This window comes from Staphylococcus sp. KUGN1 (genome assembly GCF_045984185.1).
GTDB classification, from domain to species: Bacteria; Bacillota; Bacilli; order Staphylococcales; family Staphylococcaceae; genus Staphylococcus; species Staphylococcus warneri_A.
Genome location: NZ_JBJQIL010000001.1, coordinates 1,188,665 through 1,207,543, shown reverse-complemented (window position 1 = coordinate 1,207,543; position 18,879 = coordinate 1,188,665). Strand labels below are relative to the sequence as shown.

Genomic DNA, 18,879 nt, shown 5'->3' with positions numbered 1-18,879 from the left:
ATTTAATAGACTAGATTTAAAAATATATTGATGATAAAATCAATAATAAATAAATAGGTTGTATGAATTTATTATATGCGTACAATCTATTTGTTATAGAAATAAATTTCTAATACTCAACATCACGATTGATACACCTAGGAAGATAGTCATTATGAATTTATTTAAGCAACAAAAATTTAGTATTCGTAAGTTTAACGTTGGTATTTTTTCAGCATTAATAGCAACGGTAGCATTTTTAGGCGTTAATCCTAATAGTGCAGATGCTGCTGAACAAGATAATGTCAATGTTAATGGCCCATTGACAGATAATGTCGTTAATCAGGGACAGCCCAATGATCAGACATTACCAAATGAAAATCAAGCTGGAAATGTTAATCCTGCAAATGAACAAACATCACCTCAAAATGTTGTAGCTCAAGAACAAAATCAACAACAAAATGATAACAAAAATGCTGTTGAAACAAATAATGAGCAAATCGCTAATCCAGAAGCAACAGAAGCTAATAATGATGCCAATCAACCTAATGCAGTTATTGATAATCCAGTAAATGAAGGTAATCAAGAACAAGCTCAACCACAGTCTAATCAAGAGCAAGCTCAAGAAACGCCAAAAGAAAAACAAGATAAAGAGTCACCCATTGAATCGAATGAAGGATTAAACAAACAAAGCAAACCAGTTGCTACTGTTGAAAATAATCAAACACCTAAAAAACGTAATAAACGTGATGTGGGTGATGACCAAAATGGTAATAATGTAGCACCTAATCAGAACCAACCTGTTAATGCTCAAGATGAAGCATTAGAAAATGCGAAACAAGGTGCAACAAATGAAATTAATCAAAAAGCTACTGATAAAAATCAAGCAATTGATAACACAACAGAAGCCACTCAAGAAGAAAAACAATTAGCTTTAAACGATGTAGCACATCAACAATTTAATGCTAATAATAATATCAATCAAGCAAACACAACGGACGATGTAACAACAGCTAAAAATAATGGTATTGCAGCCATTGATGCTATAAATGTACAAGCACGTACAAGAGATGCAGCAAGAAATGCAGTAGTTCAAAAAGTTGCAGATCAAATTTTAACAATTAATAATAATCCAGATGCAACGAATGAAGAAAAACAAGAAGCAGTTAACCAAGTACATCAAACAGAACAACAAGCATTAAAAGATATTAATGCAGCTAATACTGAAAATGAGATTAACGGCATTCAAACACAAAATGTTAATGCAATCGGTAATGTTGTACCTGCTTCAACAGCTAAACCAAATGCAATTGCAGAAGTAAATCAAGCTGCTGCTACACATAATGGTGACATAGATGCAAATCAAAATGCTACAAATGAAGAGAAAGCTGTGGCAAAAGAACAAGTTAATGGCTTAGTTCAAAATACAACTACTAATATTAATGACGCGTCTAATAATCAGGATGTAACGCAAGCCAAAGAATTAGGTATAAATCAAATTAATGCAGTTACGCCAGCTACTACAGTTAAAGACGAAGCAAAGGCTGAAGTGAATCAGTCAGCTGAACAAATTAGAAATAATAATACAAATAACTATATGGATGCGACAACAGAAGAGATTAATGTTGCCAATAATCAAGTAGATCAAATTGTAAATCAAGCAAATACTGCAATAGGTGCGGCAAATACAACAAATGAAGTGAATGAAGCTAGAGATCATGCGCTTCAAGAATTACAAAATGTTGCTCCAGATGAAGTTAAAAAGCCAGATGCTAGAAATACAATTGATCATGCATATGAACAAAAGAAACAAGCAATTAATGACTCAAATCAATCAACTACAGAAGAAAAAAATGATGCAATGAATGTTTTAGACCCTAGAAAGAATGAAGCATATAATAATATTGATCAAGCATTAACAAACGATGAAGTTGCTAATGCGGTTACTAATGGTATAAATCAAATTAATGATGTAACGCCATCAACAGATAAGAAACAACAAGCGAAATCAACAATTGCACAAGATGCAGACAATAAAAAACGATTAATTAATCAAGATACAAACTCTACAACAGAAGAACATAATGCAGCTAATGCAAATGTTGATGCAGCTGTTACTAAAGCTAATAACGACATTGACCAAGCAGCAAGTAATGATGATGTTGACAATGCTGTAACAACTAATCAAAATGATATCAATCAAATTCAACAAGAAGCACAAGTTAAACCGGCTGCAAAAGCTGAAATTGCTCAAAAAGTAACTGACCAAGAAGGTGTCATCCAAAATACGCGTGGTACAACTACAGAAGAACAAAATGAAGCTCAACAAGCATTACAAAATGCTAAAACAGAAGCAGACCAAGCAATAGATGCGGCACAATCTAATGCAGATGTTGAAAATGTTAAGAATGAACAAATTGCAAAAATTGCAGCCATTACACCATCTAAAGATTATAAAAATAATGCGATAGCTGAATTAGAAAATGTAGCAAATCAACGTAAACACGATTTGACACAAGACCCGGATATGACTAATGAAGAAAGAGATTATGCCAATGATTCAGTAGATCGTATGTTAGGTCAAGGTAGTGCCAACGTTTATCAAGCTGCGAATAAACAAAGCGTTGATAGTAATAAAAATGATGGTATTAATACTATTAATCAAGTTCAAGCATTTGTAACAACTAAATCTAATGCTAGAAACGAAATTACTCAAGCTGCAGATCAACGTAAAGCGACATTTCCTAATGATAATAATGCAACAACAGAGGAAAAAGAAGCAGCAACAAATAATGTGGATGCACTCGTTGCAGCTTCAAATGAACAAATTAACCAAGCTAAAACTGACGCAGCAGTAAATCAAATTAAAGATCAAACGATTCAAGAAATTAATCAAGTTATACCTGCAAATACTAAAAAAGAAACAGCATTAGCTGATATTAAAACTAAACAAGATCAACAAACATATATTATTAACAACGAACCTAATGCAACAACAGAAGAAAAAGAAGCGGCATTACAAACATTAACTCAAGCAGTGACAACTGCAAATGATGAAATTAATGCTGCAACTACAAATGCACAAGTTGACACAGCAGTTCAAAATGGTGAAACAAATATTGGTAATGTTGTTCCTGAAACTCAAACTAAGACAAATGCTAAAAATGAAGTTGATCAAGCAGCAACAAATCAAAATAACACTATTGATCAAAACCAAGATGCAACAACAGAAGAAAAAGATGCAGCTAAACAACTGGTAGCTCGCACACAAAATAATGCTAATCAAGCTATTGTAAATGCAGAAAATGCTGCAGATGTTGAGGCTAAAAAGAATGAAGGCATTAATAGTATAGGTCAGATTACTGCTGATACAGGAATTAAAACAGCTGTTAAAACAGATTTACAAAATCAAGCTAACGATAAAAAACAACAAATAGCTAATAATAATGGTTCTACGGAAGAAGAAAAACAAGCTGCAAATACAAAAGTTGATGATGCGTTACAACAAGGTTTAACAGATGTGACTAATGCTCAAAGTATTGTTGATGTAAATAATGCTGTTAAAGCAACTGATCAAGCTATTCAATCAGTTCAACCAGAAACAACTGTTAAAGACAATGCAAAACAAGATATTCAAAATAGCATTAATCAACAAAAAGATGCTGTAAATCAAAACCCTCAAGCTACAAATGAAGAAAAACAATTAGCATCTAATAAATTAGATGATATTGCGAATCAAGTGACAGGTAATATTGATCATGCAAATACAAATAATGATGTAGATCAAGCTAAAAATGAAGGTACAACTCAAATTAATCAATTTGTACCATCTATTGTTAAAAAGTCAAATGCAACACAAGAACTAGATAATGCAGCTGATTTAAAACAAGAGGAATTAGATAAAACACCTAATGCAACACAAGAAGATATAGCGGAAGCTAAACAAGCTGTTCAAAATGCATTAACATCAGCAAAAGATCAAGTTGCTCAAGCTCAAACTGATCAAGATGTAGATAACGCTAAGGCAAATGGTGTATCTGAAATTAAAGCAATCCAACCAATTGGAACTCTTAGACAAGCTGCATTAGAAGAATTTACTAATGTTTATAACGATAAAGTAAGTGAAATAGAAGCTGACTTTGATGGAACACAAGAAGAAGTGAACGCTGCGCTTGCAGATTTAGCAGCAATTAAAACTCAAGCTGAAGCATCTATTAATCAAGCCATTAACGTAGCTAGATTAACTGCTGCAAAAGAACATGCTATAGAAAATGTGAATCAATTTGATGTAACATTCACTAAAAAACCGTCAGCACTCACTCATATTAAACAAGTTGCTACAACTAAAGAAAATGAAATTAATGCAAATGCTACTGCTACAGCACAAGAAAAAGAAGCGGCTATTCAAAATGTTAATGAACAATTAGAAATTGCTGAAATCAATATTAATAATGGTGAAACAAATCAAGAAGTTGAGGATGCCTTAACTAACGGAGAAACTGCAATTAATGGTATTAATCCAGAAGTTGTAACTAAACCAAACGCGATTAATTCAATTGATAATTTAGCAAATCAATTAAAAGAAACATTTGCAAATACACCTGGTGCAACAGTTGACGAATTAAATGAAGCTAATCAACAAGTTGACAATATATTAGAATCTGCTAAAACTGAAATTGCCAATGTAACTTCTGATATTGATATTGCTCAAATCAAAGCCAATGCAATGAATGATTTAAATGCAGTCGTAGTAAATGTTGAACAAAAAGCAATTGCTGCGAATGCGCTTAAAGAACAAGCAGACAAGGTTCAAGACATGATTGATTCCAATGATGATGCTACTGAAACTGAAAAATTAGCAGCTGAAGAACAACTAAATGATATTTTAGAACAAGGTCTATCTGATATTGATGCTAAAGATACTAACGATGACATTACTAAAGTAAAAGAAAGTGCTTTAGAACAACTTAAAGCAATTAATGTCGTTGCGGTGGTAAAACCAGAGGCAAGAAATACAATTGCAAATCTTGTTCAAAAACAAATCGATAAAATTAATAAAACTCCTAAAGCAACTAAAGAAGAGAAAGAAGCAGCGATTGAACAATTAAATCCAATCGAACAAAATGCGATAGAACTTATTAAAGCAACACCATCTGATTCTGAAGTGAAAACGATTGTGAAAGACGCTGAACAACAAATTTCACAAATCGAAGCACAAGCGTCAATCAAAGATGAAACAGAAAAAGAAATTAATAAGCATATCCAACAGCAAAAAGTAATAATCAATAATGCTGATGTTTCTCAAAGACAAAAAGATAAAGCATTAAGTCAATTAGATCGTCTTGCTTCACTTATTGCTGATCAACTAGACGCTGCTGATACAAATGAAGCAGTTATGAAAGTGAAAGAAGAAGCTATTGAACAAATTGAAGCAATTCTTCCAGAAACAGAACAACAAAGTCCACAAAAATCTGATGTAGGATCTAATCCTACTAAAGAAGCAAATGGAAATGACGAAGGTAACGATGAATCAAACGCATTAACTAAAATTGAGTCTGATGAAAGTGTTGAAACAGACACAGAAGTTGATAAACAAAATAGTTTAGAAACATTACCTGAAACTGGACAACATGATAATCAATTACCATTAGCGGGTATCACATTTGCTGCAGGTGCTGCCTTAGTTAGTAGAAGAATGGTTCAAAAGAAAGATAAATTAAAATAAATAATATATAAACAGAGTCTAGAGAAATCTAGACTCTGTTTTATTAATTGTTCTTTAAAGTATTATGTTTGCCAGCATTTAAACCAGCAACATGACCAGTGACTAACGCGCTTGTGATATTATATCCGCCAGTATAACCATGGATATCTAGCACCTCACCACATAAAAATAGCCCAGTAACTAATTTAGACATCATCGTTTTAGGCTCTATTTCTTTTAATGAAACGCCTCCACCAGTAACAAAGGCTTTATCAATAGGTAAGGTACCGTTAACCTTGAATGTAAACCCTTTTAATAAATTAACAATTGTAGTCAATTGCTGATTGGATAAATGGTGCGACGTTGTCTCGTTATCAATATTAGCTTGTTCTAATATAAATAATAAATAACGTTCTTCGATCAGACCGTGTAAACTATTTTTAATGAATTTATCTGGCTGTTCTTTTAACATACGTCGAATTTGTTGCGTAAGTTCTTCTTGATTTAACTCTGGAAAAGCGTCAAGAGACATTAGAATTTCGTTTTTCTTTTGATTCTTTTGTTCTTTATATACAAATTGACTACATCTTAAGGCGGCAGGACCGCTGACACCAAAATGTGTAAAAATCATATCCATTTGGTGACTAATTCGTTTTTTGCCATTTTTCTTTAAAACGGATAATTCTACATCTTTCAAACTTAATCCTTTTAAAGTTTTATCTTTGATAAAGCGCTCAGGGGATGTGATTGGCACTTCGGTAGGGAATAAATCAGTTATGGTATGTCCCATAGATTCTGCGAAGCGATAACCGTCACCTGTCGAACCAGTTTGTGGAACACTCGTGCCACCTGTTGCTATAATCACACTATTTGCTTCATATGTTTGTTGTGATGTCTCAACCGTAAAGATACCATTGTCATTTACAGATAGACGAGTCACTGCTGTTTCTTCTTTAACAGTAACTTGTTGTTTGTTAATTGTGCTTACTAACGTGTCAACGACATCTTGGGCCTTATTTGAAACAGGAAACATTCGTCCGTGGTCTTCTTCTTTTAATTTAACGCCACGACTTTCAAAGAAATCAATAATGGATTCATTATCAAATATTGAAAAAGGACTATATAAAAACTTACCGTTACCTGGTATATTTTTAATTATTTCTGCATAGGGTAAGCGATTGGTAACATTACAACGACCACCACCTGATATTTTTAATTTTCTACCCAGACCTTTTTTCTTTTCTAATATAAGAACTTGATTACTATTAGAACTAGCAGCTACTGCAGCCATTAAACCACTTGGGCCACCACCGATGATGATTGTTTGATACATATTAACTTCCTCCAATGAATATTCAACACTATTGTATATGAATCAAAAAATATATGCTATAGAAGTTGTATAATTAGATGACAATGAATAAAATAATAACTATAATAGAAAACTTGAAGTATCTTAGATACATAATCTATTCAAACGGATAATAAAGGATTAATTCGTTATCATCTTTTAAACAATTAAAATTATTATAAAATCAATCCCCATGTTAGTCTTTTTGTGATATATTTTATAATAATGTAAGCTAATGATAACGAACACAACATGAGTTCAACTAGGTTTAATAAACTTTTAAAGATAGGAAGATAGTTAATGAGCGAAAGTAAAGAAATGGTTCGAGGGACCTTTTTAATTACACTTAGTATTTTAATTACCAAAGTTCTTGGTGTACTATTTATTATTCCATTTAACCATTTAATAGGTGGACAAGAAAATATGGCACCGTTCACGTATGCTTATGCACCGTATAATATTGCGATAGCTGTAGCTACAGCAGGTGTACCACTTGCAGCCTCAAAATATGTAGCTAAATACAATGCTTTAGGTGCGTATAAGGTCAGTCAGAAATTTTATAAATCAAGTTTTATTGTCATGAGTATAACAGGTGTATTAGGATTCTTAATTCTATATTTCCTAGCACCTTTTATCTCAGAATTAACTTTATCTCGTAATGCGTCAGATAAAAATGGCTGGTCTGTCGCAGATATCACTTGGATTATTCGAATCATCAGTATGGTAGTTATCTTCATACCGGTATTAGCAACTTGGAGAGGTATCTTCCAGGGATATAAATCAATGGGACCAACAGCTGTATCTGAAGTAACTGAACAAATAGCTCGAGTGATTTTCATTTTAGTAGGTAGTTATTTAGTATTAAATGTATTTGATGGAACAGTATTAATGGCTAATGGTATCGCAACATTTGCTGCAGCTATTGGTGCTATAGCAGGTATTCTTACTTTATGGTATTACTGGAGAAAGCGTAAGAAAAATATTGATAAAATGGTATTGTCAGATTATACCGATATCAATGTTTCTTATGGCAATATGTATAAAGAAATCATAAAATATAGTATCCCATTTGTAATTGTAAGTTTAAATTTCCCATTATTTAATTTAGTCGATCAATTTACACACAATGGTGCATTATCTGTAGTGGGTGTTTCATCACAATTGCAAGACATTTTCTTTAATATGTTAAATATGTCGACAAATAAAATTGTTATGATTCCAACGTCATTAAGTGCTGGTTTTGCAGTAAGTTTAATTCCATATATTACCAAAACGTATGAAGAAGGTCGTTTTGAAGAAATGCATCGACAAATCAGAACGTCAATTGGTGTACTGATGTTCATTACAGTTCCAGCTAGTATTGGAATTATGGCATTGGCACAGCCATTATTTACAGTCTTTTATGGATATGATCCAGTAGTTCAAGGTCATGATCCTAACTTTGATGGTAGTCGATTACTGTTTATCTATGCACCTGTTGCAATTCTAATTTCACTGTTAAGTGTTACAGCGTCAATGTTACAAGGTATTGATAAACAGAAGTTAACAGTTTATGTAATTTTAGGTGCAGTTGCTATAAAATTAATACTTAACTATCCACTTATTATGTTATTCCATACACCAGGAGCTGTACTAAGTACATCATTTGCATTACTCTTTGCAATTGGATGTAACTTCTTCATATTGAAGAAATATGCACAGTTCAAGTTTAGTTACAGTTGGATTCATTTCGGTAAAATCTTTTTATACTCATTTATTATGATGCTAGGTGTAGAGTTAGTATTCTTTATTGGAAAGTTATTCCTAGCTCCTAGCAAAATAGGCTATTTAATTATTATTGCTGTAGGTGTGGTTGTAGGTGCAGCAATATACGGCGGTATTACAATTAAGACTAAATTTGCAGATGAGTTTTTAGGTGATATTCCTGAGAAAATCAGACGTAAAGTTGGTTTCTTAAGATGAGACTAGATAAATTTTTAGCTAACATGGGCGTAGGTACACGTAATGAAGTAAAGCAAAGTTTAAAAAAAGGTTACGTTAAAGTGAACAATGAAGTGATCAAGTCTCCAAAAACGCAAATTGATCCTAATGAAGATATCATTACAGTTAATGATGAAAAAATAATATATATCGATAAAGTGTATATCATGTTAAATAAGCCATCTGGTGTAGTATCAGCGACTGAAGATGATAAACATCAAACTGTTATAGATTTAATCCCTGAGTATCAACACTTGGGGATTTTCCCTGTAGGTAGGTTAGACAAAGATACAGAAGGCTTACTACTAATCACTAATGATGGTCAATTTAACCATGATTTGATGAGTCCAAATAAACACGTGCCTAAAACTTACGAAGTAGTATCAAAAAATGATGTAACACAAAGCGATGTAGAGCGATTTAAAGAAGGATTAGAATTGTCTGATGGGTTAGTAAAACCTGCACAATTTGAAATCATTGAAAATCGACGATCACGTGTTACGATATACGAAGGTAAATATCATCAAGTTAAAAGAATGTTTCATGAGATAGAAAATGAGGTATTACAATTAAAACGTATTAAAATTGCTGAATTAGAGTTGGATACATCTCTTAAATTAGGCGAATTTCGTTTATTAACAGAAAATGATTTTAAATTACTTTTAAACTAAAGAAAGAGAAGGTGTTTGAATATGGCAAAAGGAACAAATTTATTTAGAGTAGTATTAGGTTTAGGTGGTGCAGCAGCAGCAGTTCTATTATCTCGTAAAGAAAGCAGAGATAAATTAAAAGATCAATATAATCAATACAAAGAAAACCCAGAATCATATAAAGCGAATGCTAAAGACTTCGCAAATCAAATTAGTTCTAAAGCTAATGAAACAATTCAAGATGTTAAAAGTAATCCAAAAGGTTACGTAGAAAGAATTAAAAATGACCCTAAAGCATTCTTCGAGGAAGAAAAAACTAGATTCACAAATTTAGATGAAAATAAAGCTGATGATTTAGAAGAAGGTAAATTTGATGATGAAGGTGGCGCTACAGCTAATAATAATTTACGCGTCGTATCAGAAGAAGATCTAAAAAATAATAAAAATGCTTTAGAAGATAAAAAATAATTTTTAATAAGCTAAACGCCTATACACATTTCTCGAAGAAATCGTGTATAGGTGTTTTTTTGTAATAAAAATTTAGAAAATTTAGTAATTTTTCTAACATCTTACTGTAGTTTCGCAGTAACTTCATGTAAAATGGAAAATAACTTATTAAAAAAGGAAGTCGAATTCGAATGTGGAAAGAAAAAGTTCAAGAATACGAAAACCAAATCATTGAAGACCTAAATGGATTATTATCAATAGAGAGTGTAAGAGATGACAGTAAAGCAAACGATGATGCACCAGTAGGTCCAGGCCCCAAAGAAGCATTAAATTATATGTATCAAATTGCAGAAAGAGACGGCTTTTCTACACATGATGTTGATCATATAGCTGGTAGAATTGAAGCAGGCCAAGGTGACGATGTATTAGGTATTCTTTGTCACGTTGATGTTGTACCGGCTGGTGATGGATGGGATTCAAATCCGTTCGAACCAGTAGTTACTGATAATGCTATCATTGCTAGAGGCACACTAGATGATAAAGGACCTACGATTGCGGCCTACTATGCTGTGAAGATATTAAATGATATGAAAGTAGATTGGAAGAAACGTATTCATATCATTATTGGTACAGATGAAGAGTCTGATTGGAAATGTACCGATCGTTATTTTCAAACTGAAGAAATGCCTGCATTAGGATTTGCGCCAGACGCTGAATTTCCTGCGATTCACGGTGAAAAAGGTATTACGACATTTGACTTAGTACAAAATGAAATGGCTGAAGATGTAGATGAACCAGATTATGAATTATTAGCGTTTAATTCTGGACAACGTTATAACATGGTGCCTGATCATGCAGAAGCTAAAGTATTAGTCAAAGAACACATGACTGATGTGATACAGAACTTTGAATACTTTTTAGAAACACATCATCTACAAGGTGAAAGCACTGTAGATAGTGGTATTCTTATTTTAACTGTTGAAGGTAAAGCTGTTCATGGCATGGACCCTTCTTTAGGAATTAATGCAGGACTTTATCTTTTAGAATTCTTAGCTACGTTGAATTTAAATAAAAGTGCAAAAGATTTTGTGGACTTTAGCAACCAATATTTACACGAATCTCACTTTGGAGAAAAAATGGGAATGAAATTCCATACTGATATTATGGGTGATGTCACTACAAATATTGGTGTGATGACTTATGATAATGAAAATGCTGGTCGCTTTGGTGTGAATTTGAGATATCCTCAAGGATTTGAATTTGAAGAAGCTATTGATCGTTTCTCAAAAGAGATTGAAACATTAGGATTTAGAATAGAAATGGGTAAAGTACAAAAACCTCATTATGTGGATAAAAATGATCCATTTGTTCAAAAATTAGTGACTGCATACAGAAACCAAACTGGAGATATGACAGAACCGTATACAATTGGTGGCGGTACTTACGCAAGAAACTTAGACAAAGGTGTCGCTTTTGGTGCTATGTTTAGCGACTCTGAAGACTTAATGCATCAGAAAAACGAATACATCACGAAAAAACAACTATTTAATGCAACGAGTATTTATCTCGAGGCGATATACTCATTATGTGTGGAGGGATAATTTATGACAAAAGTTTTTATTAATGGTGAATTCCTAGAACAAGAAGAAGCAAAGGTATCATATGAAGATAGAGGATACGTGTTTGGTGACGGTATATATGAATACATTCGTGCATACGAAGGTAAGTTATTTACAGTTAAAGAACATTTTGAAAGATTTTTAAGAAGTGCTAATGAAATTGGATTAGATCTGAATTATACAGTCGATGAATTAATCGAATTAGTGCGTAAATTATTAGAGGTTAACGGTGTTAAAAATGGTGGGATTTATATTCAAGCAACACGTGGTGCATCACCACGAGAACATTCTTTTCCAACACCACCGGTAAAACCTGTATTGATGGCATTTACAAAGAGTTATGATAGACCGTTCGACGATTTAGAAAAAGGTGTCTATGCTGTTACAACAGAAGATATTCGTTGGTTACGTTGTGACATTAAAAGTTTAAATCTTTTAGGGAACGTATTAGCTAAAGAATTTGCTGTGAAATATAATGCTAGTGAAGCAATTCAACATCGCGGTGACACTGTTACAGAAGGTGCTTCAAGTAACGTCTATGCTATCAAAGATGGAAAAGTGTACACGCATCCTGTGAATAACTTTATTTTGAATGGTATTACAAGAAAAGTTATTAAATGGATTTCTGAAGATAAAAATATTCCATTTATTGAAGAAACGTTTACTGTTGATTTCCTAAAAAATGCAGATGAAGTGATCATTTCTAGTACATCAGCTGAGGTCATGCCTGTAGTTAAGATTGATGGAGAAGATGTCGGAAATGGCAATGTAGGTGAAGTTACGAGACAACTTCAAGATGGATTTAACGAATATATCAAAACACATAGTTTATAAGTTGAATAATTATCAAAATTTCTCCAACTATCTCACTCTAAATATGTTATAATCTAAGTCAAAGTAGTTTTATAATTTTTAAACGAGCGGACTAGTAAAATGTGTCTTTTAGTTTCTCATTTTTAGTTGAAATATAATGGTAAAAATTATAAAATCTTCTATGAGTGATAAAAAATGAGGACGCAATTTTAAAGCGTATTTTTAGGGACAAAAATATAAAAATTAGCCAACTCACAAAACTGTAAAATAAATTTAAACAAGCGTGTAGAAATGACTATACGGTTTCTATAAATTAGAATATATGGCTCTTGAAAAACATATTTCTGGAGCCATTTTCTAATTGAAAGTGAGGTGAACGTGTTGGAGCAGTTTTATCAGTTAGGGTGGACATTAGATTCAGCTGGCGGTGCTTCTGGTGAAGCTTATATGGCTGAACAAGATGGTCAGAAGTTGTTTTTAAAACGAAATACTAATCCTTTTATAGCAGCTTTATCTGCAGAGGGTATTGTACCTAAGTTAGTTTGGACGAAAAGAATTGAAACTGGTGAAGTCGTAACGGCGCAACATTGGAAAAACGGTCGCGAATTAACAGCGAACGAAATGCAACAGCCTAGAGTAGCCAAAATACTGAAAAAAATCCATAATTCTAAACCATTATTGACCATGCTAAAAAGAATGGAAATGGAACCAATTACACCAGGTATTATGCTAAATAAAATTAATGCATCTCTTTCAAGAGAAGTTTTAACACATCATGTTGTTAGAAAAGCATTAACGTATTTAGAAGAGCATATACCTAATTTAGATTCAAGATTTTTCACTGTTGTACATGGTGATGTCAATCATAATAACTGGCTTTTATCAGATCGTGATGAGCTATTTTTAGTAGACTGGGAAGGTGCAATGATTGCAGATCCTGCTATTGATATTGGTATGCTGCTTTACAACTACGTTCCTGAAAATAAATGGTCTAAATGGTTTGAAACATATGGTGTTCAAGAAAGTTTAAATCTAAACAAACGTATGAAGTGGTATACGGTTATTCAATCTATTGGTATGGTTCAATGGTATGAAGAACAAAAGCGTTTTAAAGATATGAATACATGGCTTGAATTTTTAAATGAAGTGATGAATAGCAACTTATTTATATAAGGAGAAATTGAGTATGAGAGTTCGCTACAAACCTTGGGCGGAAGATTATTTGAAAGACCATCCAGACTTAGTTGACATGGATGGTTCGCATGCTGGGCATATAGATGAATGGTTTGAACAAAAGCAACCGATTTATATTGAAATTGGCTCAGGAATGGGGCAATTTATTACAACACTTGCCGCACAACATCCAGAAATTAATTTCGTGTCAATGGAACGTGAAAAAAGCGTCATGTATAAGGTATTAGATAAAGTTAAAGAACAAAACTTATCTAATCTGAAAATGATTTGTAATGATGCGATAGAACTTAACGAATACTTTAAAAATGGTGAAGTTTCAAGAATTTATCTTAATTTTTCTGATCCATGGCCTAAAAAACGTCATGCTAAAAGAAGACTTACATATCATACATACTTAGCATTATATAAACAAATTTTAATTGAAGATGGCGAAATTCACTTTAAAACCGATAATAGAGGTCTTTTTGCGTACAGTCTAGAAAGTATGTCTCAATTTGGTATGTACTTTACAAAGATGAATTTAAACTTACATGAAGAAGATGACGAAGATAATATTTTAACAGAATATGAACAGAAATTTTCTGAAAAAGGTTCTAGAATCTATCGAATGGAAGCTAAATTTCATAAAAATATATAATGAAAAAGACAAGCACCTTAACTGGTGCTTGTCTTTTTGTGTGAATCAAAGATGTTCTGAGTCGTCACGGTATTTAACCATAATAGAGCAATGTCAATTATTGCTAATGTCCTAAAAATATTATAGATTATAATTAAGTTTGACTGTTTCAAGACTAAAATGGGGAAGTGATTTGATGAGGTTAGGTGCATTGACAATAGATGATATAAATGGAGGCAATACGCATATAGATGGTGGCGCGATGTTTGGTGTTGTACCCAAACCACTTTGGACAAGAAAATATAAAGTAAACGACAAGAATCAGGTTCATACGCCTACGCACCCAATTCTTATTCAACACCCAGACTACAATATTTTAATAGATGCAGGTATTGGTAATAATAAATTAACAGACAAGCAAAAAAGAAATAGTGGTGTTACACAAGAAAGTTTTATTAAAGAGGAATTAGCATATTTTGGATTGACACCAGATGATATAGATATGGTCTTAATGACTCATTTACACTTTGACCATGCTGCGGGACTTACCAATGAACATGGGCATGCACTATTTAAAAATGCTACACACTATATTCAACAATATGAATGGCATGAATTTTTAGCACCGAATATACGTAGTCAGGCGACGTATTGGAAGGAAAATCAAGGAGATTACGAAGAAAAAGTTATATTATTTAAAGATAACATCGAACCAGTTCCAGGTATTAGAATGATACATACAGGTGGACATAGTAATGGACACTGTATCATAACTATTGAAAGCGAAGGGCAAAAAGCAGTACATATGGCTGATATTTTCCCAACCTTAGCACATCGTAATCCATTATGGGTTACAGCATATGATGATTACCCTATGACATCGATTGAAGAAAAGGAAAGATGCATTCCTTATTATATTTTTAATGATTATTGGTTCTTGTTTTATCATGACGAGGAATACTTTGCACTTAAATTTGATTTAGATAAACACAACGTTAAAGAGACAGTTAAACGTGCATATAGACAATATTAAATCAATGAAAAAAAGGTTATAGCTTTGTTCAAGAATCTCAAAATTGAGGCATGAACTTACTATAACCTTTAATTTTTATATAAATGTGTAATTTATAACTCTATAATATTTAATACTTCACCTGAATAGGCATCTGCATAAAAATCATAATCTACGAGTTGTCCATTTTTAGTTGCAGTTATGCCACCGAGATAAACTGGTTTGTGAGCATTAATGTTAGGATCATTAAGAGGTTGATGTACGATATAAGAGCCTTTAACGTCCATAAAATATGTTTTAACTTCATTTAATAATTTATCGGGATTATAATATTTTTTCTTAGCTAGGTATGTAATGACACCAGCTGAAATGATTACAACCGTACAAGCACCTATGATAGATAAATTTTTACAATTTAAACACTTCATCATTGTATCTCCCTTTTTCATAATTCATATTATTAGTTTACCATAATGAAGATGATATAATAAGTTATAAGGAGTGAAGCATTAAATGACTATAAATGAAAGTAAAACAATAGATAGAATACAGCATCTTACTGAATTACATGGTGCGCCAGGTTTTGAAGATGATATTAAAGCATATATGAAAGATCAAATGACGCCATTTGTGGATGAGTTTATAGAAAACAGAATGGGTGGCTTTTTTGGAGTGAAAAAATCAGCTAAGCCGAATGCAAAACGTGTAATGGTAGCTGCACATATGGATGAAGTTGGTTTTATGATTACACATATTACTGAAAATGGTATGATCCAATTTACAAATCTTGGTGGCGTTGCTAATGATATTTGGCAAGGACAAAGGCTCAAAGTAAAAAATCGTAACAACGAAGAAATTACAGGAGTTGTATCTAATATCCCAAAACATTTTAGAACAGGAAACGAAGTTGTTCCACAAATTAGTGATTTAATGTTAGATATTGGTGCGACATCGGCTAATGAAGTGAGACAAAGAGGTATTGAAATAGGCGATACGATTGTACCAGATACTACATTCACTCAATTATCCAAGTATCGATTTAGTGCTAAAGCATGGGATAATCGATATGGTTGTCTCATCGCGATTGAGATATTAGAATTATTGAAAGACATCGAGTTAGATGTAGATTTATATGTTGGGGCAAATGTACAGGAAGAAGTTGGGCTACGTGGTGCTAAAGCATCTGCTGAACTTGTACAACCAGATGTTGCATTTGTAGTTGATTGCTCTCCAGCAAATGATATTAAAGGTCCTAATCAGTTGTCTGGTGCGTTAGGGGAGGGGACATTGATTCGTATTAAAGATGGAACAATGATTCTTAGACCATCATTCAGAGATTATTTACTTCAATTAGTCAATCAATATGATATTCCTCATCAATATTATATGTCTCCAGGCGGAACTGATGGGGGCGAGATTCATAAAGCGAATACAGGAATTCCTACAGCCGTTATAGGTGTCTGTGCACGTTACATTCATAGCACAGATGCTGTATTTGATATTAGAGATTACTTTGCAGCAAGACAACTATTAAATAAAGCAATCGTAAATTTAAATGAAACACAAATTGAAACATTACAATATTATTAACTAACAGGAGTGAAGATGATGTTAAAACTAGAATCAGAACAACAATTTGAAGAATTAAAACAAAACAATACGGTATTTGAATTTACTGCTGATTGGTGTCCAGATTGTAAAGTTATTGAACCTGAATTACCACAATTAGAAGAAAAATATTCCTCGTTTAAATTCGTCTCAGTAGATCGAGATCAATTTATAGATATTTGTATTGATAATGGTATTATGGGAATTCCGAGTTTCTTAGTTTATAGAAATGGTGAATTGTTAGGAAGTTATATTAGTAAAGAAAGAAAATCCATCGAACAAATCGATACATTTTTATCACAATATATTTAATTGATTAGTTGAAAAATATATTTAAAAACCTGTTTTTTTCTGTTAGTATCCATTGTTTTATTGTAAACTATTAAGAGGTGCGAAATAGGAGTGTTATAGATGAATGTCTTTCAAATGAGAGATAAAATTAAACAGCGTTTAAACCATTTAGACGTCAATTATAAATTTGATCGTGAAGACGAAACATTAAGAATTTATAGAAAAGACAATCATAAAGGTGTCACAATTAAACTAAATGCTATTGTCGCAAAATATGAAGAAAAAGAAGAAAAAATAGTCGATGAAATTATTTATTATATAGACGAAGCTATTGAACAAATGGCTGATCAAGGGCTCGAACAACTAAAAGATATTCAAATTATGCCAGTAATCCGTGCTACAAGTTTCGACAAGAAGACTAAAGAGGGCAATGCTTTCATTTTTGAACATCACACCGCAGAAACAAATATTTACTATGCATTAGATTTAGGTAAATCTTATCGACTCATAGATGAGAGTATGTTAGAAACATTAAATATGACAAAGCAACAAGTGAAAGAAATGTCTTTATTCAATGTTAGAAAGTTAAACAATCAATATAGTACAGATGAAGTTAAGGGTAATATCTTTTATTTTATTAACTCTAATGATGGCTATGATGCAAGTCGTATTTTAAACACATCATTTTTAAATGACATTCAAGATCAATGTGAAGGTGAAATGTTAGTAGCAGTGCCTCATCAAGATGTATTAGTTATTGCGGACATTCGTAATAAAATAGGCTATGATGTTATGGCACATTTAACTATGGAATTTTTCACTAAAGGTCTTGTGCCTATCACGTCACTATCATTTGGTTATGATAAAGGTCATCTTGAACCTATATTCATTTTAGGTAAAAATAATAAACAAAAAAGAGACCCAAACGTGATTCAAAGATTAGAAGCAAATCGTAAAAAATTTAATGATAAAAATAAATAAAAAGGAGAAAAAGTATGAATTTATTTTATAACCCCAATGGTGTAGGAGACGTTGCTTTCTTACAAATTGAACCTTCAGAAGGTGAATTTAATTATAGAAAAAATAACGATGTTGTAGAAATTACTAAGGAAGATGATAACCAAGTAGTTGGATATAATTTCTTCAATATTTCAAATCACATTCAAATTGAGGGTAATGGTCATATCAAATTAACTGAAGATATTGTGGAACAATTACAACAAATGATAAAAAATAATGGTTTCACATATGAATTGAATGCAGATTTATCACCTAAATTTGTAGTTGGATACGTTGAAACTAAGGAAAAACATCCTGACGCAGACAAATTAAGTGTTCTAAATGTCAATGTGGGGAATGATACATTACAAATTGTTTGTGGTGCTCCAAATGTTGAACAAGGCCAAAAAGTGGTTGTTGCAAAAGTTGGTGCAGTTATGCCAAGCGGTATGGTAATTAAAGATGCAGAACTTAGAGGCGTTGCATCTAGTGGAATGATTTGTTCTATGAAAGAACTCAATTTACCTAATGCACCTAAAGAAAAAGGCATCATGGTATTAGATGATAGTTATGAAATTGGACAAGCATTTTTTGAATAATAAAGGAAGGTAGTGAA

Annotated in this window: 15 protein-coding genes; 13 read left to right on the top strand and 2 right to left on the bottom strand. The window is 32.4% G+C overall.

The window, feature by feature from the left end; genetic code table 11:
* Positions 1–154 precede the first annotated feature (154 nt).
* On the top strand, positions 155–5,704 hold the full coding sequence (locus ACJQQZ_RS05850) for a DUF1542 domain-containing protein (RefSeq protein WP_124227866.1): 5,550 nt from the start codon (positions 155–157) through the stop codon (positions 5,702–5,704).
* A gap of 43 nt (positions 5,705–5,747) precedes the next feature.
* Here the strand turns inward: ACJQQZ_RS05850 and ACJQQZ_RS05845 are convergent, their stop codons facing one another.
* Positions 5,748–7,016, bottom strand: a complete 1,269-nt coding sequence (locus ACJQQZ_RS05845) for a BaiN/RdsA family NAD(P)/FAD-dependent oxidoreductase (protein ID WP_145506631.1) — start codon at positions 7,014–7,016, stop codon at positions 5,748–5,750.
* A 318-nt stretch (positions 7,017–7,334) separates the two neighbouring features.
* On the opposite strand from ACJQQZ_RS05845, the gene ACJQQZ_RS05840 reads away from it, so the two are divergent.
* The 8 genes from ACJQQZ_RS05840 to ACJQQZ_RS05805 all read left to right on the top strand — a co-directional run bounded on the left by ACJQQZ_RS05840 (position 7,335) and on the right by ACJQQZ_RS05805 (position 15,386).
* Entirely contained in the window at positions 7,335–8,996 is a 1,662-nt protein-coding gene (locus ACJQQZ_RS05840; protein WP_075779005.1) for a putative polysaccharide biosynthesis protein, read from the top strand.
* Positions 8,993–9,685: a pseudouridine synthase gene (locus ACJQQZ_RS05835; RefSeq protein WP_124227864.1), complete on the top strand. Its 693-nt coding sequence runs from the start codon at positions 8,993–8,995 to the stop codon at positions 9,683–9,685. Before ACJQQZ_RS05840 ends, ACJQQZ_RS05835 begins: the two co-directional genes overlap by 4 nt.
* A 21-nt stretch (positions 9,686–9,706) precedes the next feature.
* Positions 9,707–10,132 carry a YtxH domain-containing protein gene (locus tag ACJQQZ_RS05830; RefSeq protein ID WP_002452159.1) on the top strand — a complete coding sequence of 142 codons (426 nt, stop codon included), beginning with the start codon at positions 9,707–9,709 and terminating at the stop codon, positions 10,130–10,132.
* Positions 10,133–10,302: 170 nt separating this feature from the next.
* Positions 10,303–11,712, top strand: a complete 1,410-nt coding sequence (gene pepV, locus ACJQQZ_RS05825; RefSeq protein WP_002452160.1) for a dipeptidase PepV — start codon at positions 10,303–10,305, stop codon at positions 11,710–11,712.
* Between the two features lie 3 nt (positions 11,713–11,715).
* Positions 11,716–12,564 carry a D-amino-acid transaminase gene (gene dat / locus ACJQQZ_RS05820; RefSeq protein ID WP_107532491.1) on the top strand — a complete coding sequence of 283 codons (849 nt, stop codon included), beginning with the start codon at positions 11,716–11,718 and terminating at the stop codon, positions 12,562–12,564.
* A 360-nt stretch (positions 12,565–12,924) separates the two neighbouring features.
* The gene (locus ACJQQZ_RS05815) at positions 12,925–13,716 is read left to right on the top strand and encodes a phosphotransferase family protein (RefSeq protein WP_124227927.1); all 792 of its coding nucleotides are present in this window, start codon (positions 12,925–12,927) and stop codon (positions 13,714–13,716) included.
* Positions 13,717–13,729: 13 nt separating this feature from the next.
* Positions 13,730–14,374 carry a tRNA (guanosine(46)-N7)-methyltransferase TrmB gene (gene trmB / locus ACJQQZ_RS05810; RefSeq protein ID WP_107532489.1) on the top strand — a complete coding sequence of 215 codons (645 nt, stop codon included), beginning with the start codon at positions 13,730–13,732 and terminating at the stop codon, positions 14,372–14,374.
* 175 nt (positions 14,375–14,549) lie between these two features.
* Complete coding sequence (locus ACJQQZ_RS05805; RefSeq protein ID WP_124227863.1) at positions 14,550–15,386, top strand: YtnP family quorum-quenching lactonase; 837 nt, start codon at positions 14,550–14,552, stop codon at positions 15,384–15,386.
* Positions 15,387–15,478: 92 nt separating this feature from the next.
* Here ACJQQZ_RS05805 and ACJQQZ_RS05800 read toward each other — a convergent pair whose 3' ends face one another.
* Complete coding sequence (locus tag ACJQQZ_RS05800) at positions 15,479–15,793, bottom strand: PepSY domain-containing protein (RefSeq protein WP_124227862.1); 315 nt, start codon at positions 15,791–15,793, stop codon at positions 15,479–15,481.
* 85 nt (positions 15,794–15,878) lie between these two features.
* Here ACJQQZ_RS05800 and ACJQQZ_RS05795 point away from each other — a divergent pair, with 85 nt between their 5' ends.
* From ACJQQZ_RS05795 to ytpR, 4 genes are all read left to right on the top strand, one after another.
* Positions 15,879–16,955, top strand: coding sequence for a M42 family metallopeptidase (locus tag ACJQQZ_RS05795; protein WP_107536082.1), 1,077 nt, complete (start codon positions 15,879–15,881; stop codon positions 16,953–16,955).
* A gap of 18 nt (positions 16,956–16,973) precedes the next feature.
* Positions 16,974–17,285, top strand: a complete 312-nt coding sequence (locus tag ACJQQZ_RS05790) for a thioredoxin family protein (protein WP_037552591.1) — start codon at positions 16,974–16,976, stop codon at positions 17,283–17,285.
* Between the two features lie 99 nt (positions 17,286–17,384).
* Positions 17,385–18,245: a DUF1444 domain-containing protein gene (locus ACJQQZ_RS05785; protein WP_124227860.1), complete on the top strand. Its 861-nt coding sequence runs from the start codon at positions 17,385–17,387 to the stop codon at positions 18,243–18,245.
* Between the two features lie 14 nt (positions 18,246–18,259).
* On the top strand, positions 18,260–18,862 hold the full coding sequence (ytpR, locus tag ACJQQZ_RS05780; protein ID WP_049425501.1) for a YtpR family tRNA-binding protein: 603 nt from the start codon (positions 18,260–18,262) through the stop codon (positions 18,860–18,862).
* Positions 18,863–18,879: the final 17 nt, after the last annotated feature.